Origin of the sequence: Nitrospirillum bahiense, from assembly GCF_007828025.1 — a bacterium.
Classification (GTDB): Bacteria; Pseudomonadota; Alphaproteobacteria; order Azospirillales; family Azospirillaceae; genus Nitrospirillum; species Nitrospirillum amazonense.
This window is the reverse complement of sequence record NZ_VITO01000001.1, coordinates 306,685-326,299: the sequence shown is the minus strand read 5'-3', so window position 1 is coordinate 326,299 and position 19,615 is coordinate 306,685. Positions and strand designations below refer to the sequence as shown.

Sequence of the window (19,615 nt, the reverse complement as noted above, 5' to 3'; positions counted from 1 at the left end):
TGCCGGGGTATTCCCCTCGCGCCGGCCGTGTCGAGGCATCCACCCGCGATGAAGAGATGGCCATGCGAGAGATCGAGGAGATGTTGTCGGCGTTCACGTCCGCCGGAACCTTGGACGCTTTGAAGACCGCCCTGGACAGACAGGTCGCTGATTTGGGCTTCGACGCCGCCAGCTACGTTGACGTGCGGCGCCTGCCGATTGCCGAGGAGCCCGTACCGTTCTACCAGACGTCGTTGCGACCGGATTTTCTAGAGACCTATTTGGCAGAGGATCTTCTGGGATACGACCCGGTGGTCAACCGGGCCGCCACCACCAACGCGCCCTTCACCTGGGCCGATGTTCCGGAATTCCGGCCTGCCAGGGGCGGCGGCCGGGGGGCGCGCAATCGGGCGCGGCAGGTCATGGATATCGCCCGCGACTTTGGCTACCGCCAGGGCTTCGTGCTGCCGCTGCATGCGGTGGATGGCCACGGCTTCCCTGCTTCCGCCCTGATCAGCCTGTTCTGGCGCCAGGAACCGGATCTGCTGGACCGGCCGGAACACCGGCCTGCCTGGCTGCGCCTGGCCGGCTCCTTCTATCATGAGCGGGCGCTGAGCCTGCGCCGCGAAGTGGCGTTGCCGCCCTTGGTCCCGCCCTCGCTGACGGACCGGGAGAGGGAATGCCTGGTGTGGGCCTGCCGGGGCAAGACGCGGGCGGAAACGGCCGACATCATGGGCGTTTCCGACCGCACCGTGGAATTCCACCTGACCAACACCATGCGCAAGCTGGGGGTGCACAGCAAGTACCACGCCATCGCGGTGGCGGTGCAGCTGCGGCTGATCGCGCCATAAAAAGGCGGCACGACTGATCCGGATCAAGTGATGCGGCCGGCGCATGGTTTATGGCTGGAGGCAGATCCTGATCCGGACATCGCTCGATGCACGACCATCTGTCCCTGCTGCAATCCGCCCCCCTCAGCCTGCCCGCGCTGATGGCCGCCGTGTTCATGGCGGGCCTGACCGGTGGCTTCGGCCATTGCGTGGGCATGTGCGGTCCCTTCGTGCTGGCCCAGGTGGGCGCGACGGGGGAGGCGTCCGGCCCGGCGCTGACGCGGGCCGGTGGCGCCCTGCTGCTGCCGTATCACCTTGGGCGTTTGACCACCTACGCCGGCCTGGGCGCGGTGGCGGGCGGCCTGTCCGGCCTGGTGGTGCGGGCGACGGAATATCGCTGGCTGCTGGCCCTGTTCCTGGGCATCGCCGCGCTGCTGTTCCTGCGCCAGGGCTTGGTGGGCCTGGGCCGGGTGGCGCCGCGCCTGCTGCGCCTGGTTCCGGCGGGACGGTTCAGCCTGGGGACGGCGGGAGCGGCCCGACTGACGGCCCTGCTGGCGCGGCCCCTGCGCGGCCTTTTCGCCGACCCGCGCGGCCTCCACGGCTATTTCCTGGGTGTGCTGCTGGGCTTCATCCCGTGCGGCATGGTCTACGCCGCCCTGGCGGCGGCGGTCAGCAGCGGCTCCGCCGCTGGTGGCGCCCTGGTGCTGGCGGCCTTTGCCGCTGGCACGGTGCCCAGCCTGATGACCGTGGCGGTGGCGGGGCGCGCCGTGGGGCGGCAGTTCGCCGGCCTGGCCGCCTGGATCACCCCGCCCCTCATGCTCCTGAACGCGGCCCTGCTGTTCAGCCTGGCTTTCGGCGTGCTGGACCAGGCGCCCTTCTGATCACGCGGCGCACAGCGTCCGCGCCCGCTCGATGGCGGCCAGCACGTCCCGCCGCCGGGTCCAGGGCAGGAAGTGGCCGGCCCCCTCCAGCGTGCGCACCTCCACCATGGCATGGGTCAGGTGGCGCTGCAGATAGGCGACGTTGCCGTAGGGCGATTCCCGGTCGGCAGTGCCGTGCAGGATGACGACGGGGCAGCGCACCTGGCCCAGGTCGCGCGCCAGGGCGCGCAGCTCCGGCACGATGGTCAGCAATTCCCGGTTGGCATTGCGCAGGGGGCGGGGCAACAGACGGCGCCACGGCTCCCGGTCCGCCCAGGGCTGCAGCGGGTGCTGGTGCTCCAGGTCCGGATCGAAGGAGGTCGCGACCAGCACCAGTGCCGCCACGCGGTGGGGTTGCTCCAGGGCCAGGCGGGCCACCACCGGGCCGCCCATGGAATGACCCACCAGGATGGCCGGCGGATTGGCCGGGTTCAGCGACAGCAGCAGCGCCAGGCGGCCGGCCTGCGCCCTCAGCCCGATCAGCGCCTGTTTCGGTTCGCTGCGGCCGAAGCCGGGCCGGTCGGGCGCCAGCAGCGACACCCCCTTGGGCCCGTGCCCCAGGAACCAGCGCCAGCCGCCGGCGCTGCCCGGCGTGCCGTGCACCATGATGATGGGCCGGGCGGCCTGTTCCACCGGATCGGGCCCGGCGGCCAGGACGCTCAGGCCGTGGGCGCCCACGGACAGCCGGTGGACCTGATTCATTCGGATCCGCCGTCGCCCTGGCGATAGGGGCTTTCGGCCATCAGCGTCTCGATGTCGGTGGCCACGCCTTCCCGTTCCCGCGCCACGAAATCGGCCACGGCGCGGCGCAGGGCGGGATCGACGATATAGTGGGCGCTGTAGGTGGTGACGGGCAGATAGCCGCGCTGCACCTTGTGCTCCCCCTGCGCGCCGGCCTCCACCCGCTTCAGCCCGCGCGCGATGGCAAATTCGATGGCGCGGTAATAGCAGGCCTCGAAATGCAGGAAGGGATAATCCCCGGCCGAGCCCCAGTTGCGGCCGTACAGGGTGTCATCGCCCATCAGGTTCAGGGCACCCCCCACCCAGGTGGGGCGGCCTTTCGCATCCGGTCGGGCGGGATCGCGGGCCATGACCAGGACGACACTGTCCGCCATCTCCGCCCCCAGCCGATGGAAAAAATCCTCCGTCAGGTAGGCCCAGCCCCACTTGCGGTCGCTGGTGGCGTTGTACAGGCGGAAGAAGGCGTTCCAGTGCTCCTCCCGCAGCTCGGCGCCGGTCAGCGTCAGCAGCTCCACACCGCTGTCGGCCACGGCCTGGCGTTCCTTGCGCACCGCCTTGCGCTTGCGGCTACTGAAGGCGCCCAGGAAGTCGGCGAAGTCGCGGTAGCCCCGGTTCTCCCAATGGTACTGGATGCCATGGCGGTCCAGCCAGCCGGCGCCCGTCAGCGCGGTCCTGTCTTCCGGGGTGGGGAAGGTGACGTGGACGGACGACAGCTTGTTGTCCACCGCCGCGGCGCGCAACGCCGCCACCATCAAGCGGCGCACGCCGTCGGGATCGGGGCAGGCGGGGTCCGCCATCAGGCGAGGCCCGGTCACGGGTGTGAAGGGGACGGAAACCTGGAGCTTCGGGTAATATTCCCCACCGGCACGCTCATAGGCGTTGGCCCAGCCCTGGTCGAACACGTATTCGCCGTAGGAATGGGACTTCAGGTACATAGGCGCCGCGCCCACCAGGCGGCCCTGGGCGTCGCGCACCGTCAGGTGCTGCGGCAGCCAGCCGGTCTTGCGCCCGACGGAGCCGCTGTCCTCCAGAATGCGCAGGAAGGTATGGTGGGTGAAGGGATGGCCGGGATAGGCGTCACTGGCCGCGAGCCGGTCCCAGTCCGCCGCGTCCAGCGCGCCGATACGTGGCGCCACGGCCACCTTGAGACCCGCCGTCCAGTCGCTGCTTCCATCCGCCATCACGCTATCCCGCTCCATCGGCACCCGACGTAAATAGTCGGGTGCCGGCGGGCATTTAACAAGGGCGGGCGAACAGGTATGCGGCTTCAGGCCACTTCCAGGATCGCTTCCACTTCCACAGCCACGCCCAGGGGCAGCGAGGCGGCGCTGACGGCGGAGCGGGCATGGCGGCCGGCATCGCCGAAAACCTGCACGAAGGTTTCCGAGGCGCCGTTGATGACCTTGGGCTGGTCGGTGAAGTCGGCGGTGGAGTTGACGAAGCCCACCAGCTTCACCACGCGCACCACGCGGTCCAGGTCGCCGTCCAGGGCGGCCTTGGCCTGGGCGATCAGGTTCAGCGCGCACAGGCGGGCGGCTTCCTGCCCCTGCTCGACGGTGAAATTGTCGCCCAGCTTGCCGACGCAGCGCAGCTCGCCATTCCAGAAGGTCACCTGGCCGGACAGGAACAGGGTGTTGCCGGTGCGCACGGCCGGCACATAGGCCGCCACCGGGATGGCCGGGGTCGGCAGTTCGATGGCGAGTTCTTGCAGACGGGCGTCGATACGGCCGGCCATGGTGTCCTCCAGTGGGTCGTTACGATTGAAACGGTTCTTGCGGCCGGACCATAGCGCCATCCGGCGCCGGCAGCCAGCCGCGGCGTGTGAAGCTATCGCGTAAAAGCCGGGTGGTCAGCACCGCCGTGGCCGCACCCCCCAGCACGTCGGACGGATAGTGCGCGCCCACCCACAGCCGGGTGGTGGCCAGCGCCAGGGCCAGTGCCAACAGCCCCAGCCGCCCGCGCGGCCAGAGGATACCGACCGACAGGGCCAGCGCCACCAGCGTGTCGGCGTGGCCCGAAGGGAAGGAGTAGTAGCGGAAGCCCATGTGGAAGGGTTGAGGCCAGATGGCGCCTTCGGTCAGGAACACCACCGGCCGGGGGCGGCCCACCACGGCCTTGACGGCGTCCACCGCCAGGCCGGAGAGGGCGACCGCCAGGAAGACGAAGACCACGGCCCCCAGCCAACGGCCCAGCCGTTCGCGTTGCGCCCCCTCCGCCTGGGCGCGGGCGGTCACCAGGGCAATGGCCGCCAGGCCCAGGGGCACAAGGCTGTAGAGGCTGTCGCCCGCCCGCGTCAGGTGATGGCTGAGGGCCCTGATCCAGGGCGGCAGATCGGCCGCCCACCCGGTGAAGGGCCGGTCGATCCACAGTACCAAGCCGGCCTCCAGCACCAGGAAGCCGGCCCAGGCCATCAACGTCCTGCGGTTCACGGCTGCGGCGTCGCCGGGGCCGGCTGGTCCGCTGCCGGCGGTTGGGGCGCGGGTTCGGTCGCCGCCGGCGCGTTCTGGGGGGCGCCGGCGCGGTACAGGGCCAGGTTGGCCCAGTTGCCGCGGGAATAGTTGAAGCCCCGGAAGTGCTTGATCAGCTCCGGCGACAGACCGCGCGCGGCGAGCTGGGCGGCGAAGGCCGGCTCTTCCTTGTCGCGCACCAGGGCCAGGGCGCAGCCAGGGTCGTCGGCCAGGTGGTTGGCCACCATGTCGGGCTCACCCAGCTTGGTCTTGGTACCCACCAGGAACACCAGGCTCGGCTCGGTATAGCCGGTGGCCGCCAGCACGGTGGTGGGGCACAGGCGGTGGTCGGCCACAGCCTGGGCGATGGCGGGGCTCAGCCACATGGCCTTCAGGCTGGGCATGACCAGCCCCAGGATGGAGATCATGCTGAGGGCCCCGCCCGCGGCGACGCCCAGGGTCAGCCGCTTCAGGCAACCGATACGCTCCAGCACCACGAAGGCGATGCCGGTGGCCAGCGCCAGGCCGCCGGCGACGAAGCCGGCCGGCAGGTTGGTGCCTTCCAGCCGCAGGGGCGCGCCTGCGCCCAGCACGGCCAGCGCGCCGGTGATGACCAGATAGAGGACAATGACGGCCCAGCGGGCAATGCGGCCGGCCAGCGGCGGCCGCACACGCTCCTCCCGGGGGACGTTGCGGTTGGCGGCCTTCTCGGCTGCGGCCTTGGCGTCGATGCGTGACAGCAGCGCCGCCATGCCCAGGAAGGCCAGGGCGGGGAAGGTGGGCAGGACGTAGTGGGGCAGCTTGGTCGCCACCGCCTCGAAGATCAGCCAGGTGGGCACGATCCAGGCGAGGCAAAAGCGCACGGCGTCGTCATGGCGGCGGCGCCAGGCCCAGGCGGCCCCCAGGCCCACCAGCAGGCTGCCCGGCCAGAAGCTGAGCCAGAAGGTGATGAGGTAATAGCCGGGCGGGCCGGCGTGCTTCTCCTGGCCCGAATTCACCTTTCCCAGGAACTCGTGGCCGATGGCGTCGGCGAAGAACTGCCCCTTGGTGGCGATGGCGATCAGGATGGCCCAAGGCAGCACCATGGCCAGCACGATGGCCAGGCCGGGCAGGGGGCGCAGGCTTTTCAGCCAGGACCAGTCGCGATCGGCGAAGCCCAGGGTGATAATGCTGCCCAGCACGGGCAGCAGGATGACCGGCCCCTTGATCAGGATGCCCACGCCCAGGGCGATCCAGAAGGTCAGCGTCAGGCCCCAGGTGGGGGGCATGGGCTTGCGCCGGTCCAGGTAGATGCGGCCCAGCGCGCCCATGGCGGCCACCACGGTGGCCAGCAGCACGGCGTCGGTCTTGGCCATGCGCGCCTCGACGCTCAGCAGGACGCAGACGGACATCAGCAGGGCGGCGCCGAAGCCGGCGGTGGCGCCGAACAGCAGTTGGCCCGCCCATGCGGTCAGCAGCACGGCGGCGACGGCGCCGATCAGCGAGGGCAGGCGGTAGGCCCATATGGGCGTGGCCTCGGGGTCGTGCTCGCCGGTGACGGCCTGCACGGCCGTGACCGTGGCGCTCTGCAGCCAGTGGATGCCCACCGGCTTCTTGTTGCGCGCCTCATCCTGGAAGCGGATGGACACGAAGTCGCGGGTTTCCAGCATCTGCCGCGTCGCCTGGGCGAAACGGCTCTCATCCCGGTCGAAGGGTGGGATGGTGGTGAAGCCCGGCAGGAAGGTCGCCAGCGCCAGCAGCGCCAGGATGACATAGTGCACGGGCCGCAGGACGGCGGGGCGGAAGGTGTCGTTCATCGATCGGGCGTCCCGTCAGGTCGCGGCGGCGGCTTCGGCGCGCTTGTGCTTATGGATCAGGTGCAGGTTGCGGGCATAGACCACCAGGCCGGGCAGTTGGCCGGCGATGATGACCAGGTCGGGCTTCAGCAGGCCGTACAGCAGCACCAGGGCGCCGCCCGCCAGGCTGAAATACCAGAAGGTCACGGGCACGACGCTGCGGCCGGCGCGCTCGCTGGAAATCCACTGCACGATGAAGCGCGACATGAACATGGCCTGGCCGAACAGGCCGAAGGCGGCGATCCAGCCGTTCTTGCCCAACGCTGCCTGCCACCAGTGCATCAGGAACTGCGCGATATGGTCCCACACCATGGCTCAGACCTCCCGCACCGTGCCGGGCATGGTGTTCCGCCGCAGCATCCACAGCATGCCCAAGAGGTCGAAGAAGCCGACGAAGGCGCGGCCGATGTTGGTGTACTTGGACCGGCCGGCGTGACGCTTGCGGTCGTTGATGGGCACGTTGGCCATCTTCCAACCGCTGTAGGTGGCGACCGTGGGGATGAAGCGGTGCACCGCGTCGAACTGCGGCAGTTCCAGCATGGCCGCGCGATGGACCAGCTTGAAGCCGCAGCCCGTATCGGGGCATCCGTCGCGCAGCAGGGCGCGGCGGATGCCGTTGCCCAGGCGCGAGGTGATCTTCTTGGCCAGGGTGTCGTCGCGGCGGCGGCGGATGCCGCATACCACCTTCACCTCCGCGTCCCGTTCCACCGCCGCCAGCATGGGCGCGATGTCGCGGGGATCGTTCTGCATGTCGCCGTCGACCATCATGATCCAGTCGGTCTTGGCGGCATGGCAGCCTGTGCGGATGGCGCGGCTCTTGCCCGCCCGCTTGCCGTGGCGCATGACGCGCACGAAGGGATACCTGGCCTTGGCCTGCTGCAGCTCATCCGGCGTGCCGTCCGTGCTGCCATCGTCAACGAACAGAACCTCATAGTCCCCGGGGTAGGGAGCGACGGCTTGCAGTTCTTCCAGCAGCGGCAGGATGTTCCCCTGCTCGTTCAGGACGGAAATCAGGATGGTGTAGCGCAAACCCATCACCTCGGGGCACGAAGGGCATAAAAATGGACCGGGCCGCCGCCTGGCGAAGGCGGCCCGGATCATTTGGGGCAGAAAGCTACAGATTGCCGCCAGCGTCAACAAGGGCGGCCTTGTCCCGCCGGCCGCATAGGGCAGGGGTGCCCTGCGGCGGGGCGCCTTGAACGGCGCCGCCCCGGGATCTCGTGGTGTATGAGGGGTGGGGTCGTCAGGCCACCGAAGCCAGCGGGGTGCCCAGGGCCAGGATGTCGGCGACGCTGACGCTGCGCACGCCGGCCGCCATCCAGTCACGGCGGGCGGCGGTAAGCGAGCCGTGCAGGTCGATGGCGCGGCAGGCGTCTTCCACGATCAAGGCCTCGAAGCCCAGGCGGGCGGCGTCGGTGGCGGAGTAGGCCACGCAATAATCCGTGGCCAGCCCGGCCAGGTAAATGCGGTGGATGCCGCGCTCCCGCAGGGCGCCGGCCAAGCCCGTTGGCGTCACCCTGTCGTTCTCGAAAAAGGCGGAATAGCTGTCGATGTGAGGGCGGAAGCCCTTGCGCACCACCAGCTGCGCCTTTTCCACCGCCGGCGCCAGCCCGGGGTGGAACGCCGCACCAGCGGAGCCCTGGACGCAGTGGTCGGGCCACAGCATCTGCGGGCCGTAGGGCATTTGCACCATGTCATAGGGCCGGTGCCCGGGATGGGCGCTGGCGAAGGAGCGGTGGCCGGCCGGATGCCAGTCCTGGGTCAGGATCACGGTGTTGAAATGGGCCGCCAAGTCGTTGGCCGGCCCCACCACCGCGTCGCCGTCCTTAACCGCCAGGGCGCCCCCGGGACAGAAGTCATTCTGAATATCGATCAGGATCAAGGCATCGGTGTCAGTGTGCATGAGGACGACCTAGCGTTAAAAAAGGGCGATTTCCGCGAGAGGGGGGAGTCGCGGGATGGCGTTCAGTGAACATCGTGCCCAAAGGCGCCGTCGCCTTCACACGGGAGAGCCATTCACTGAAACACATCGTACATGAAAAAACCCTCCCGAACCGCAGTTCGGGAGGGCTGATTCTTTTAGGATTATGGCACTAGGCCCTCTGTCCAGCAGGGGCTTACTTCAGGATACGGTTCCACCAGCCCTTCTTGGGCTGTTCCACCACCGGGTTCAGCTCCACCGAGGGGTGGATTGCCGGGGTGGCGGTCTCGGCGGGCGTGGCCTCGGCCGCGGGCTCCACCACCGGCTCGGCCACCGCCGTGTCGGCTATGGGCGCGTCAGCTACAGGCGCTTCAACCGGGGCTGCCTCAGCGACCAGAGCATCCGCCGGGGCGTCCACGGGGGCGGCCTTTTTGCGGCTGCGGGTGGCGCGCTTGGGCTTGGCCGGGGTCTCCTCAGCGACCGGCTCGGCGGCCGGGACCGCTTCGACCGGGGCGGCCTCAGCCACCGGAACCTCGGCGGCGGGAGCCTCCTCCGCCACCGGTGCGGCCTTCTTGCGGCTGCGGGTGGCACGCTTGGGCTTGGCGGGGGCTTCTTCTGCGACCGGCTCGGCGGCGGGGGCCGCTTCGACCGGTGCGGCCTCGGCCATCGGAACCTCGGCGACCGGCGTGTCCACCGGGGCGGCCTCGGTGGTGGTGGTCTCCACCGGCTCGGTGGCCGGCGCAGGCACGGCCTCGCCTTCGGCCGGGATGGTCACGCCCTCGGCGTCGACAGCGTCCTCGCCCTCGGCACCACCCTCATGATCCTCACCCTCGGCCGCGCCCTCGACGCCATGGCGGCCGCGACGGCGACCGCCGCGCTTGCCGCGCCGGCGCTTCTTGCGCTCGCCATTGGCGTCATCACCCTCGGCCGCTTCCGCGGATTCGGCGCCTTCGCCGTCGGCATCCTCGCCAACGGCCAGGTCGGCCTCCTCGGCGACGGGCTGCTCACCCTCCTCCGCCGTTTCCACGGCCTGCGGCGCGCCCTCATACCGGTCCTGACCACCGCCACGGCGGCGGCGGCGGCGGCGGCGACGGTCCTGGCCATTGCCTTCGCCGTTGGCGGCCTCGGCCGTGGTCTCCTCGACCTCGTCTTCGGCGACCTCGTCCTCCACCTCGTCCACGTGCTCCAGCGCACGATCGGTCTCGGCGTAGATGCGCTCGGCGCTCACGGCGGCGGCGGGCTGGTCGTCAGCGGCCGTGCGGGCGCGAATGCGTTCCAGACGATGGTCCGGCGGCACCAGGCTGTCGTCGGTCGAGAGGAAGACGCGCAGGCCGTAACGGCGCTCGATGGCCGTCAAGGCGTCGCGCTTCTGGTTCAGGATGTACAGCGTGACCGAGCTGGCGGCCGTCACCGTGATTTCGGTGGAACGGCGGCGGATGCCCTCATCCTCGATGGCGCGCAGGACGGCCAGGGCGGCGCTTTCCAGCGACCGTACCATGCCGGTGCCTTCACAGTGCGGGCAGCGCTCGAAGTTGATTTCCTGCAGCGACGGGCGCAGCCGCTGGCGCGACAGTTCCATCAGGCCGAAGGGCGAGATGCGACCCAGCTGGATGCGCGCCCGGTCGGCCTTCATGGCCTCCTTCAGGCGCTTTTCGACGGCGGCGTTGTTGCGGCCGTCCTCCATGTCGATGAAGTCGATGACGATCAGGCCGGCCAGGTCACGCAGGCGCAGCTGGCGGGCCACCTCCTCGGCGGCCTCCAGGTTGGTGCGCAGCGCCGTCTCCTCGATGTTCCGCTCCTTGGTGGCGCGGCCGGAGTTGACGTCGATGGCGACCAGGGCTTCCGTCTGGTTGATGACGATGTACCCGCCGGAGCGCAGCTGCACCACCGGGTTGAACATGGCGTCGATCTGGTTTTCCACCTGGAAGCGGTGGAACAGCGGAATGTCGTCCGTGTAGGGCTGGATCTTCTTGGCGTGGCTGGGCATCAGCATACGCATGAAGTCCTTGGCGGTGCGGTAGCCCGCAGCACCCTCCACATGCACCTCGTCGATGTCGCTGGCGTACAGGTCGCGGATGGACCGCTTGATGAGGTTCGCTTCCTCGTAGATCAGCGCCGGCGCCACCGCTTGCATGGTCTGCTCGCGGATGTTGTCCCACAGGCGCATCAGATACTCGAGGTCGCGCTTGATCTCCTGCTTGGACCGTTCCATGCCCGCGGTGCGCAGGATGACGGCCATGCCCTTCGGGATGTCCAGCTCCTCCAGCAACTCCTTCAGGCGCTTGCGGTCCTGCGGGTTGGTGATCTTGCGGCTGATGCCGCCGCCCCGGGGGGTGTTGGGCATCAGGACGCAGTAGCGGCCGGGCAGGGACAGGTAGGTGGTCAGGGCGGCACCCTTGGTGCCGCGCTCCTCCTTCGTCACCTGCACCAGCAGGATCTGCCGACGGCGGATGACTTCCTGAATCTTGTAGGAGCGCAGCGAGCGCGGACGGCGGCGTTCCTCGCCCTCCTCGTCGGGGTGCGCGGCCTCGCCATGGTGGCCGTTCTCCTGCGAGGGGCGATCCCCGCCGCGATCGTTACGGCCGCGACGGCCCCGGCGGCCGCGGTGACGGCGGCGGTCGCCCCCCTGGCGGGCGTTCTCGCCCTCGGTGGTCTCACCCTCGGCGGCCTCGCCCTCTTCACCCTCGTCACCGTCTTCGGCGTCGTCGTCGCCTTCGGTGAAGTCCGCACCCTCGGTGAACTCGGCAGTCTCGCCGTCGGCGTCGCCGGTGGTGGCGTGTTCCGCCGGCAGCTCCTCGGTGATGTAGGGCTGCTCGATGGTCAGGGGCTGGGCCGGGGGCACGTAGGCCTCTTCCGGATGACCCTCCGGCACCACCAGGTCGGTGGCCACGGTCTCATGCGCGCCGACCTCGTCGGCCACCGCTTCATAAGCGGCGGCGGGGGCGGCATCGCCTTCCTCATAGCTCACGGCGGAGGCGCCGGCTTCCAGCAGGGGTGGATGCTCCGCCGCGTGCAGGGCCTCCTCCTCCTCATGCTCCATCGCCTCGCGCTCACGCTCCAGCTCCTCCTGCTCACGCAGCAGGGCTTCGCGGTCGGCGACCGGGATGCGGTAGTAGTCGGGATGGATTTCAGAGAAGGCGAGGAAGCCGTGGCGGTTGCCGCCGTATTCCACGAAAGCCGCCTGCAGCGACGGCTCCACCCGGATCACCTTGGCAAGATAGATATTGCCCTTCAGCTGCTTCCGGCTGGCGATTTCGAAATCAAGCTCGTCCAGCTTGTTACCATTGACCACGACGACCCGGGTCTGCTCCGGATGCGTGGCGTCGACAAGCATACGCTTGGCCATTTTTTATCCTCATGGCACAGGGACGGCCGGCCCGCGCGACGAACGGGTTGACCGGTGTGCCACCGTTTAGTGCCGAAGCATCGGATCCCCATCGCCGCCGAGGGAAGAACACCCCGAAACGGCGCTTCCAGGAAGCGGCCAGCGGGGGGGCGGGCGACCGGGACCTGGCGCCGGCCCAGACTTTCAAAGGGGCCAGCGCCGGCTTCGTGGTTTCACAGGACCGAGCATCCTTCCAGGCGTCACACCCACGGATCGCATCACAGCGGACTTGGCTGGCTGCGGTACGAAACCCGGGGGCGACGCCCCCGCCCCGGGGAGGGGCGGGCCAGGATACTGGTTGTCGCGAATTCAAGATAAACACGGGGTGGCCCATACTACAATGAAAGAATCACAGCCCCCGGGGCCGGAAACGGGACAGGTCATGACGCGGGTGCCGCTTGCAGCAGGCGCCGGGCCGGTGTCGGCGCCCCTCCTGCGCCACCTATCCGTCGTTTCTTAGACAAGATCTCATGATCATGCTTGAAGCGGTTGATTCAAGGGCGGTATAAGGCCGGGTGCTGAGCCCGTCTCGTTTTGTTTCGGGGGGATGTGTCTTGTCCGCCTTTGGGCGTCGACACCGTTTGTTATGGGGGCACCGGGGGACGCGGCGCGCGGCCCTGGCCGGGACCCTGGCGGGCACTCTCAGCCTGATATCCGCAGTCATTCCCATGACGGTCTCCGCCGGCAGCCTGGGCACCATCGACATGGCCCAGGCCCAGGTGGCGCAGGCGCAGGTGCTGCGCGTGCCATCCGCTCCCAAGCGCAGCGCGGTGTTGGCCGTGCGCCTGGGTTTGCAGGGCGATGAGACCCGTTTCGTCCTGGAGATGAGCGAGCGCACCGATTATCGCGTGGCCACCTCGGTCAGCCCGACGCGGGTGGTCATCGACCTGCCGGCGGTCAATTGGCAGGCGGCCCTGCCCGGGGCCGGCCGGGGCCTGGTCAAGGCGGTGCGCATGACCAGCAGCCTGACCGGGTCGGCCCAGGTGGTGCTGGAAACCGATGGCCCGGTGCGCGTGGCCAACGCCGATTTCCTGCCGGCGCGTGACGGCCATCCGCCGCGCCTGGTGCTGGACCTGGCCCACGGCGATCTGGGCAGCCTGATGGCGGCTGTCGCCGGCCCGTCCGCGCCGCCACCGCCCCGCACGGAAGAGCGGGCCGTTGCCGTCTTGCCGGCGCCGCCGCCGCCGGGCATTCCGTCCGTAGGGGCCGCTGTCGTGCCCGCCGCCAACCGCGTGGGTGCCCTGCCCACCCTGCCGCCCGATCCGCCGCCGCCGCCGAAGGCGGCGCCGGTGGTGATGGTGCCGCCGGCGCCGGGCACCAAGCCCGCCCTGCGCGACCGCACGCCCCTGATCGTGCTGGATCCCGGCCACGGCGGCGACGATCCGGGTGCGACAGCCGTCACCGGCGCCTATGAGAAGGACATCACGTTGGCCATGGCCCGGGCGGTGGCCCGCGCGCTGGAGGCCACCGGCCGCTATCGCGTGGCGCTGACCCGGGACAGCGACGTCTTCATCCCCCTGCGCGAGCGGCCCGGCAAGGCGCGGGCGCTGGGCGCCGACCTGTTCATCTCCCTGCATGCCGACATCGTGGTGGGGCGGCCGGTGCGCGGCCTGTCGGTCTACACCCTGTCGGACAAGGCCACCGACCGTGAGGCCGACATGCTGGCCCAGCGCGAAAACCGGTCCGACGCCATCGTCGGCATGGACCTGGCGGACCAGAGCGCGCAGGTGGCCAGCATCCTGATCGACCTGGCGCAGCGCGACACCCGCAACCAGTCCCGCCGCCTGGCCAATCTGGTGGTGGAGTCGGTGGGGCGCGACATCGCGCTGTTGAATTCGCCCCTGCGCTCCGCGGGCTTCGCCGTGCTGACGGCGCCGGACGTGCCCGCCATCCTGGTGGAGATGGGGTACCTCTCCCATCCCACCGACGCCCGCCTGCTGGCCTCGGACAGCCACCGCCGCCGCTTCGCCGCCGACCTGGTGCGCGCGATCGACGGCTATTTCGGGCCGCGCCGCTCCCCCTCACGCAAATAGGGCCCGCAAATAAGCCACACTCGGCGCGATAGGTTGTCACCGGCAGTCGTGCGCCTGGGGCATGCGCGCCGCCGCCGCCCGGACGGCGACAGGGCGGGCGCTTCCTGCTAGGGTGCGGCCGTCTTTCGGTCTTATCGCCTGCGGGTGTCGGTCGGTTCCATGCGCATTCTCGTCAAGCTGTTGGTCGTGTTGTTGATTCTGGCGGGGGCCGGCTGCGTCGCCCTCTACCTGGGCTATCGCCATTACGCGGCCGACCTGCCGGACTATCACCAGCTGGTGGACTACCAGCCGCCCACCGCCACGCGGGTGCAGGCCGGCGACGGCCGGCTGATCGCGGAGTTCGCGGCCGAGCGGCGGGTGTTCGTGCCCATCAGCCTGATCCCCAAGCGCGTGCGCCAGGCCTTCGTCTCGGCCGAGGACCAGAACTTCTACCAGCATGGCGGCGTGGATTGGCTGGCCATCGCCCGCGCCATGGCCACCAACGTGGAACGGGTGGGGCAGGACCGGCGGCCCATCGGCGCCAGCACCATCACCCAGCAGGTGACGCGCCTGTTCCTGCTGAACAACGAGGTCAGTTACGTCCGCAAGATCAAGGAGGCCATCCTCTCCTACCGGATCGAGGACGCGCTGTCCAAGGACCGCATCCTTGAGCTGTACCTGAACGAGATTTTCCTGGGCAACCGCTCCTTCGGCGTGGCGGCCGCGGCGCTGAACTACTTCAACAAGTCTCTGGATGAGCTGACGGTGGATGAGGCGGCGTTCCTGGCCAGCCTGCCCAAGGCGCCGGACCGCTATTACCGCGACCGCTTCCACGACGCCGCCATCGCCCGCCGCAACTACGTGCTGGGCCGTATGGCGGAGGATGGCTACATCACCGCCGCCGAGGCCAAGGAGGCGCAAGGCCGTCCCCTGACCTTCCGCGACCGCCATTCCGAGGGCCAGGTCGACGCCGATTACTTCGTGGAGGAGGTGCGGCGGGAGCTGCTGTCCGTCTACGGCGAGTCCAAGCTGTATGAAGGCGGCCTGTCCATCCGCACCACCCTGGATCCCAAGCTGCAGCAGGCGGCGGTGGAGGCTCTGCGCCATGGGCTGGAGGCGTTCGACCGCCGCAAGGGGTGGCGCGGCCCGGTGGCCCACCTGGACGGCCCGGCCAACTGGCAGGACCAGTTGGCCAAGGCGACCTTGCCGGCCGGCGGTGAGCGCTGGCAGCTGGCCGTGGTGCTGAAGGCCGATGGGGAAGAGGCCGCCATCGGCCTGAAGGACGGCAGCCAGGGCAAGCTGCTGCCGGCCGACGTGCGCTGGGCCAAGCGCGCCACCGCCCTGACCACCGGCGACCTGATCATGGTCGAACCCGCGATGTCGGAGGCCAAGCCGGCGTCGAAGGGCCAGAAGGCGGAAGAGCCGGCGCCCATCCCCGGCGTCTACGCCCTGCGCCAGATTCCGGAACTGCAAGGGGCGGTCGTGGCCATGGACCCGCGTACCGGCCGCGTCCTGGCCATGAGCGGCGGCTTCAGCGCCCGCATCAGCGCCTTCAACCGCGCGACGCAGGCCAACCGCCAGCCGGGCTCCGCCTTCAAGCCGTTCGTCTACCTGGCCGCCTTGGACCGGGGTTTCACCCCCTCCAGCCTGGTGCTGGACGCGCCCTTCTCGCTGGAGCAGGGGGCGGGGCAGGAGAAATGGCGGCCCAGCAACTACACCGACCAGTTCTACGGCCCTACGCCGCTGCGCGTGGGCATCGAGAAGTCGCGCAACGTCATGACCGTGCGCCTGGCGCAAAACATCGGCATGCCGGCGGTGGTGAACGAGGCCAAGCTGTTCGGCATCAGCGACCATCTGGCGCCGGAACTGTCCATGGCACTGGGCGCCGGGGAGACCACGGTGCTGAAGCTGGCGACCGCCTACGCCATGCTGGACAATGGCGGCAAGCGCATCACGCCGACCTTCGTCGACCGGGTGCAGGACGCCAGCGGCAAGACCATCTACCGCCACGACCAGCGCGCCTGCGAAGGCTGCCAGCTGACGCCGGGCTCCGTGGCGCCTGCCGCCGACGTGGGCGCGGTGCCGGACGTGCCCGACACGCGCGAGCAGATTGAGGATCCCCGCACCGTCTACCAGATCGTCAACATTCTGCAGGGCGTTGTGGATCGCGGGACGGCCGCGTCGCTGCGGGTGCTGGGCAAGACCCTGGCGGGCAAGACTGGTACCACTAACGACAGCCAGGACGCCTGGTTCATGGGCTTCTCCCCTGACTTGGTGTTCGGTGTCTTCACCGGCTATGACCAGCCGCGCTCCCTGGGCGACCATGAGACCGGCGCCTCGGTGGCCGTTCCCATCTTCAAGGAGTTCATGGAGACGGCGCTGGCCGACAAGCCCTCGCTGCCCTTCCGCGTGCCGCCCGGCGTGCGCCTGGTGCGCGTGAACCCCGAGACCGGCCGCCTGGCCGAGCCCGGCGACCGCAAGGCCATCTGGGAAGCCTTCATCCCCGGCACCGAGCCCAAGGGCGGCGAAGGCGTGCTGGACGGCGGTGACGGCGGCAGCGTCTGGGTGCAGGCCACCCCAGCGGCGCAACAGCAGAGCACCCAGATGGGGACGGGAACGGGAACTGTTTATTGAGTCTGTCTCAGGTGTAAAAAACGGGCCGCCCCGGCGATGGAGCGGCCCGCTTCGTTTCCGATCTCTGTTTACGCGGCCGGCTTCAGGCGGGCGGCGGCGCTGGAGTGGGACAGGTTGGGCTTCAGCTTCTGCCGGGCGTCCTCATAGGCCTGCCAGTCGGCCTGGTTGGGCAGGGCGGGGATGGTGATCAACTCGCCCTGGTCCAGGCCGACCAGGGAGGCGTCGACCATCTCTTCCGCCGACATCACCCATTCCTGCGGGAGGTTGTCGGCCGGCACGCCGGCCACATCCCAGAACTCCGTCCGCGTGGCCCCGGGCAGCACGGCCTGGACACGGAGCCCCTTGCCTGCCAGCTCATGATGCAGAGATTGAGTGAATGCCACGACGAAGGCCTTGGTGCCGCCGTAGGTGCCGTTCATCAGCTCCGGCACGATGCCAACGACGGAGGCGATGTTGATGACCAGGCCGCCGCCCCTCGCCACCAGGCCGGGCACCGCCGCGTAGGTCAGGCGGGTCAGGGCGGTGACGTTCAGCTGGATCATCGCCTCCATGGCGTCCACGTTGCCCTCCAGCAGCGGGGCGGTCGCCCCCACGCCGGCATTATTGACCAGGGCGGTGATGCTGCGGTCTTCCCGCAGGCGGGCTTCGACGGCGCGCAGGTCGGCCGGTTTGGTTAGGTCGGCCGCCAGCACCTCCACTTTGCGCCCGGTCTCGGCCGCCAGGCGCTGGGCGTGGCTCTCCAGCCGGGCGGCGTTGCGCGCCACCAGGATGAGGTCATAGCCGCGGCGGGCCAAGCGGTCGGCGTAGATGGCGCCGATGCCGGAGGAGGCACCGGTGACGACAGCGGTGCCCTTGGAGGAAGAAGTGGTGCTCATGATCCGGTTTCCCTTGAGGCCGGCGGGATGCCGGCGTTGACAAGGGAAGAATACGAGCGCACGGTCATGACCTGAATGTCATTGATGCCACCTTTTAGGACATCATGTCTGTCAGGGGTGTTGGAGGTCGCCATGCGGCGCGTTGGTCTCGTCGTCTTCCCCGGTTTCCAGATTCTGGACCTGGTAGTGGTCACGGTGTTCGAGGTGGCGAACGTCATCGCCGGGCGCGCCATCTATGACGTGCACCTGGTGTCGGAGACGGGCGGCCTGGTTGTCAGCTCCGCTGGGGTGGCCGTGGACAGCCGTGCCCCGGACGAGCTGGCCTATGATACGCTGATGGTGGCCGGGCAGATGGAGATCACGCCGACGTCGCCTGGGCTGGTGGACCTGGTCCGGGACGCTGCTCGTGTTTCCCGCCGCACGGCCAGTGTTTGCACCGGCGCCTTTATCCTGGCCGAGGCCGGCTTGTTGGAGGGCCGGCGGGCCACCACCCACTGGGTCTATGCTCGCACGCTGCAGCGGGATTTTCCGGCTGTGCGTATGGATGAGGACTGCATCTTCATCCAGGACGGACCCATCTGGACCTCCGCCGGCATGACCGCCGCCATCGATCTGTCGCTGGCCCTGGTAGAGGCTGACCTGGGTGTAGATATATCGCGGGCCGTGGCGCGCAAGATGGTGGTCTATCACCGCCGTCCGGGCGGACAGTCCCAGTTCTCCGCCCTGCTGGAACTGGAGCCCCGGTCGGACCGCATCCAGAAGGCGCTGCGCTACGCCCGCGAAAACCTGACGGCGGATCTGTCGGTGGAAAAACTGGCGGAGGTGGCGAACCTCAGCCCCCGGCAGTTCAGCCGTGCCTTCCATGCCGAAACCGGCCAGTCGCCGGCCAAGGCGGTGGAGAATTTGCGCTTGGAGGCCGCGCGCGTGCTGATGGAGGAGGGGCGCCATCCCATCGAGATCATCGTGCGCGAGACCGGCTTCGGCGATCGTGAGCGCATGCGCCGGGCCTTCCTGCGCGCCTTCGGCCAGCCGCCCCAGGCCTTCCAGCGGGCCGCGCGGCTCACCGCTTGATTAAAAAGTATTTTAATCGGCCATCGGCTGGGGGCGATGTATACGGGAAAATATAACGAAAATCCCGAAGGAAGTTCTCGTCATGATCCGTCGCACTGCCGTTGGTGCTGTGGTGTCAAGTTTGCTTGTCCTCGGCGCCCTGGCTGGCCCGGCGCGTGCGGCAGGCACCGATGCCATCAGCGATTACTTCAACAATTGGTACGCCCGCGTGGATCAGGCCCAGTCGACTCAGCCCAGCTGGGTGACACCCCTGGTTACGGTGACCCCGCGGCTGGAGCAGGAATTCCGCTTCGACCAGACCAACCAGTACCAGGGCACCGGCGCCATGGTTCGCAACTATGGCGGCGGCAAAGGCCTGGAACTGATCCCTACCGCCACTACCGAGGTGGTGCTGAACATCCCCCCATATCAGGTGCGCAGCAACGTCAAGCCAGTACAGGGCTTCGGGGATGACCCCGTGCTGCTGGTGAAGCAGCGCCTGCTGTCCGCGAATGCGGAGCAAGGCGACTACATCGTCACGGCCTTCCTGGGCTTCCAGGCGCCCACCGGCATCAAGGCCTTCACCAACGACGCCTGGCTGGTGACGCCGACGCTGGCCGCCGGCAAGGGCTTCGGCCGCTTCGACGTGCAGGGCACCGTGGGCGTGGCCATCCCCATGGCGCATGAGAACACCATCGGCACGGCGGTGGCCACCAACGTCACCTTTCAGTACCACCTGGACGACTATTTCTGGCCGGAGCTGGAGGTGAACGACACCTATTGGTCCGGCGGTCTGCGCGACGGCAAGAACCAGGTGCTGCTGACCCCCGGTATCATCTTCGGCCGCTTCCCGCTGGGCGGCCATTCCAAAGCCAACTTCGGCTTCGGTTACCAGTTCGCCGTGTCGCCCAGCCTGCAGCGGGAGCCGGCGCTGACCCCGACCCTGGACCACGCCTGGGTCTTCACCGGCCGCGTCTCGTTCTAAG

The 19,615-nt window shown here is 69.1% G+C and carries 16 protein-coding genes; 6 read left to right on the top strand and 10 right to left on the bottom strand.

The features are described 5' to 3' along the window. The first annotated feature begins 62 nt into the window (after positions 1 to 62). Both FBZ88_RS01390 and FBZ88_RS01385 read left to right on the top strand, forming a co-directional pair. On the top strand, positions 63 to 830 hold the full coding sequence (locus tag FBZ88_RS01390) for a helix-turn-helix transcriptional regulator (RefSeq protein WP_186464136.1): 768 nt from the start codon (positions 63 to 65) through the stop codon (positions 828 to 830). Between the two features lie 86 nt (positions 831 to 916). Next, positions 917 to 1,690, top strand: a complete 774-nt coding sequence (locus FBZ88_RS01385; protein ID WP_145615058.1) for a sulfite exporter TauE/SafE family protein — start codon at positions 917 to 919, stop codon at positions 1,688 to 1,690. On the opposite strand, the gene FBZ88_RS01380 is transcribed toward FBZ88_RS01385, so the two are convergent. The 9 genes from FBZ88_RS01380 to FBZ88_RS01340 form a co-directional block, all read right to left on the bottom strand. Continuing rightward, positions 1,691 to 2,431 (bottom strand): alpha/beta fold hydrolase, encoded by a 741-nt coding sequence (locus FBZ88_RS01380; protein ID WP_145615057.1) that lies wholly within the window; start codon positions 2,429 to 2,431, stop codon positions 1,691 to 1,693. Beyond that, positions 2,428 to 3,651, bottom strand: a complete 1,224-nt coding sequence (locus FBZ88_RS01375; protein ID WP_145615056.1) for a GNAT family N-acetyltransferase — start codon at positions 3,649 to 3,651, stop codon at positions 2,428 to 2,430. Before FBZ88_RS01375 ends, FBZ88_RS01380 begins: the two co-directional genes overlap by 4 nt. A gap of 86 nt (positions 3,652 to 3,737) precedes the next feature. Beyond that, the gene (locus tag FBZ88_RS01370; RefSeq protein WP_145615055.1) at positions 3,738 to 4,205 is read right to left on the bottom strand and encodes a RidA family protein; all 468 of its coding nucleotides are present in this window, start codon (positions 4,203 to 4,205) and stop codon (positions 3,738 to 3,740) included. Between the two features lie 19 nt (positions 4,206 to 4,224). After that, positions 4,225 to 4,881: a phosphatase PAP2 family protein gene (locus FBZ88_RS01365; protein ID WP_145615054.1), complete on the bottom strand. Its 657-nt coding sequence runs from the start codon at positions 4,879 to 4,881 to the stop codon at positions 4,225 to 4,227. Between the two features lie 14 nt (positions 4,882 to 4,895). Further along, a complete protein-coding gene (locus FBZ88_RS01360; RefSeq protein WP_145615053.1) occupies positions 4,896 to 6,713 on the bottom strand; it encodes an ArnT family glycosyltransferase in 1,818 nt (605 codons plus the stop codon). A 15-nt stretch (positions 6,714 to 6,728) separates the two neighbouring features. Then, on the bottom strand, positions 6,729 to 7,064 hold the full coding sequence (locus FBZ88_RS01355) for a lipid-A-disaccharide synthase N-terminal domain-containing protein (protein ID WP_088873140.1): 336 nt from the start codon (positions 7,062 to 7,064) through the stop codon (positions 6,729 to 6,731). A gap of 3 nt (positions 7,065 to 7,067) precedes the next feature. After that, positions 7,068 to 7,787: a glycosyltransferase family 2 protein gene (locus FBZ88_RS01350; RefSeq protein WP_145615052.1), complete on the bottom strand. Its 720-nt coding sequence runs from the start codon at positions 7,785 to 7,787 to the stop codon at positions 7,068 to 7,070. Between the two features lie 208 nt (positions 7,788 to 7,995). Continuing rightward, positions 7,996 to 8,655, bottom strand: coding sequence for a bifunctional nicotinamidase/pyrazinamidase (gene pncA, locus FBZ88_RS01345; RefSeq protein ID WP_145615051.1), 660 nt, complete (start codon positions 8,653 to 8,655; stop codon positions 7,996 to 7,998). A gap of 214 nt (positions 8,656 to 8,869) precedes the next feature. Continuing rightward, complete coding sequence (locus FBZ88_RS01340) at positions 8,870 to 12,019, bottom strand: Rne/Rng family ribonuclease (RefSeq protein WP_145615050.1); 3,150 nt, start codon at positions 12,017 to 12,019, stop codon at positions 8,870 to 8,872. Positions 12,020 to 12,726: 707 nt separating this feature from the next. On the opposite strand from FBZ88_RS01340, the gene FBZ88_RS01335 reads away from it, so the two are divergent. Together FBZ88_RS01335 and FBZ88_RS01330 are read left to right on the top strand one after the other, a co-directional pair. Continuing rightward, positions 12,727 to 14,091, top strand: coding sequence for an N-acetylmuramoyl-L-alanine amidase (locus FBZ88_RS01335; RefSeq protein ID WP_145615049.1), 1,365 nt, complete (start codon positions 12,727 to 12,729; stop codon positions 14,089 to 14,091). Positions 14,092 to 14,250: 159 nt separating this feature from the next. Then, positions 14,251 to 16,704 carry a penicillin-binding protein 1A gene (locus tag FBZ88_RS01330; RefSeq protein WP_246138440.1) on the top strand — a complete coding sequence of 818 codons (2,454 nt, stop codon included), beginning with the start codon at positions 14,251 to 14,253 and terminating at the stop codon, positions 16,702 to 16,704. Between the two features lie 68 nt (positions 16,705 to 16,772). Here the strand turns inward: FBZ88_RS01330 and FBZ88_RS01325 are convergent, their stop codons facing one another. Next, entirely contained in the window at positions 16,773 to 17,579 is an 807-nt protein-coding gene (locus FBZ88_RS01325) for an SDR family NAD(P)-dependent oxidoreductase (RefSeq protein WP_088873145.1), read from the bottom strand. A 132-nt stretch (positions 17,580 to 17,711) separates the two neighbouring features. Between FBZ88_RS01325 and FBZ88_RS01320 the strand changes: the two genes are divergently transcribed. Next, positions 17,712 to 18,650, top strand: a complete 939-nt coding sequence (locus tag FBZ88_RS01320) for a GlxA family transcriptional regulator (RefSeq protein ID WP_145615048.1) — start codon at positions 17,712 to 17,714, stop codon at positions 18,648 to 18,650. A gap of 82 nt (positions 18,651 to 18,732) precedes the next feature. Then, a complete protein-coding gene (locus FBZ88_RS01315; protein WP_145615047.1) occupies positions 18,733 to 19,614 on the top strand; it encodes a hypothetical protein in 882 nt (293 codons plus the stop codon). Position 19,615: the final 1 nt, after the last annotated feature.

Coding starts and splice junctions, on each gene's coding strand:
- FBZ88_RS01325 (WP_088873145.1), bottom strand. CDS start 17,579: ATGAGCACCACTTCTTCCTCCAAGGGCACCGCTGTCGTCACCGGTGCC.
- FBZ88_RS01315 (WP_145615047.1), top strand. CDS start 18,733: ATGATCCGTCGCACTGCCGTTGGTGCTGTGGTGTCAAGTTTGCTTGTC.
- FBZ88_RS01370 (WP_145615055.1), bottom strand. CDS start 4,205: ATGGCCGGCCGTATCGACGCCCGTCTGCAAGAACTCGCCATCGAACTG.
- FBZ88_RS01385 (WP_145615058.1), top strand. CDS start 917: ATGCACGACCATCTGTCCCTGCTGCAATCCGCCCCCCTCAGCCTGCCC.
- FBZ88_RS01380 (WP_145615057.1), bottom strand. CDS start 2,431: ATGAATCAGGTCCACCGGCTGTCCGTGGGCGCCCACGGCCTGAGCGTC.
- FBZ88_RS01365 (WP_145615054.1), bottom strand. CDS start 4,881: ATGGCCTGGGCCGGCTTCCTGGTGCTGGAGGCCGGCTTGGTACTGTGG.
- FBZ88_RS01340 (WP_145615050.1), bottom strand. CDS start 12,019: ATGGCCAAGCGTATGCTTGTCGACGCCACGCATCCGGAGCAGACCCGG.
- FBZ88_RS01330 (WP_246138440.1), top strand. CDS start 14,251: ATGCGCATTCTCGTCAAGCTGTTGGTCGTGTTGTTGATTCTGGCGGGG.
- FBZ88_RS01350 (WP_145615052.1), bottom strand. CDS start 7,787: ATGGGTTTGCGCTACACCATCCTGATTTCCGTCCTGAACGAGCAGGGG.
- pncA (WP_145615051.1), bottom strand. CDS start 8,655: ATGCACACTGACACCGATGCCTTGATCCTGATCGATATTCAGAATGAC.
- FBZ88_RS01375 (WP_145615056.1), bottom strand. CDS start 3,651: ATGGCGGATGGAAGCAGCGACTGGACGGCGGGTCTCAAGGTGGCCGTG.
- FBZ88_RS01335 (WP_145615049.1), top strand. CDS start 12,727: ATGACGGTCTCCGCCGGCAGCCTGGGCACCATCGACATGGCCCAGGCC.
- FBZ88_RS01355 (WP_088873140.1), bottom strand. CDS start 7,064: ATGGTGTGGGACCATATCGCGCAGTTCCTGATGCACTGGTGGCAGGCA.
- FBZ88_RS01320 (WP_145615048.1), top strand. CDS start 17,712: ATGCGGCGCGTTGGTCTCGTCGTCTTCCCCGGTTTCCAGATTCTGGAC.
- FBZ88_RS01360 (WP_145615053.1), bottom strand. CDS start 6,713: ATGAACGACACCTTCCGCCCCGCCGTCCTGCGGCCCGTGCACTATGTC.
- FBZ88_RS01390 (WP_186464136.1), top strand. CDS start 63: ATGCGAGAGATCGAGGAGATGTTGTCGGCGTTCACGTCCGCCGGAACC.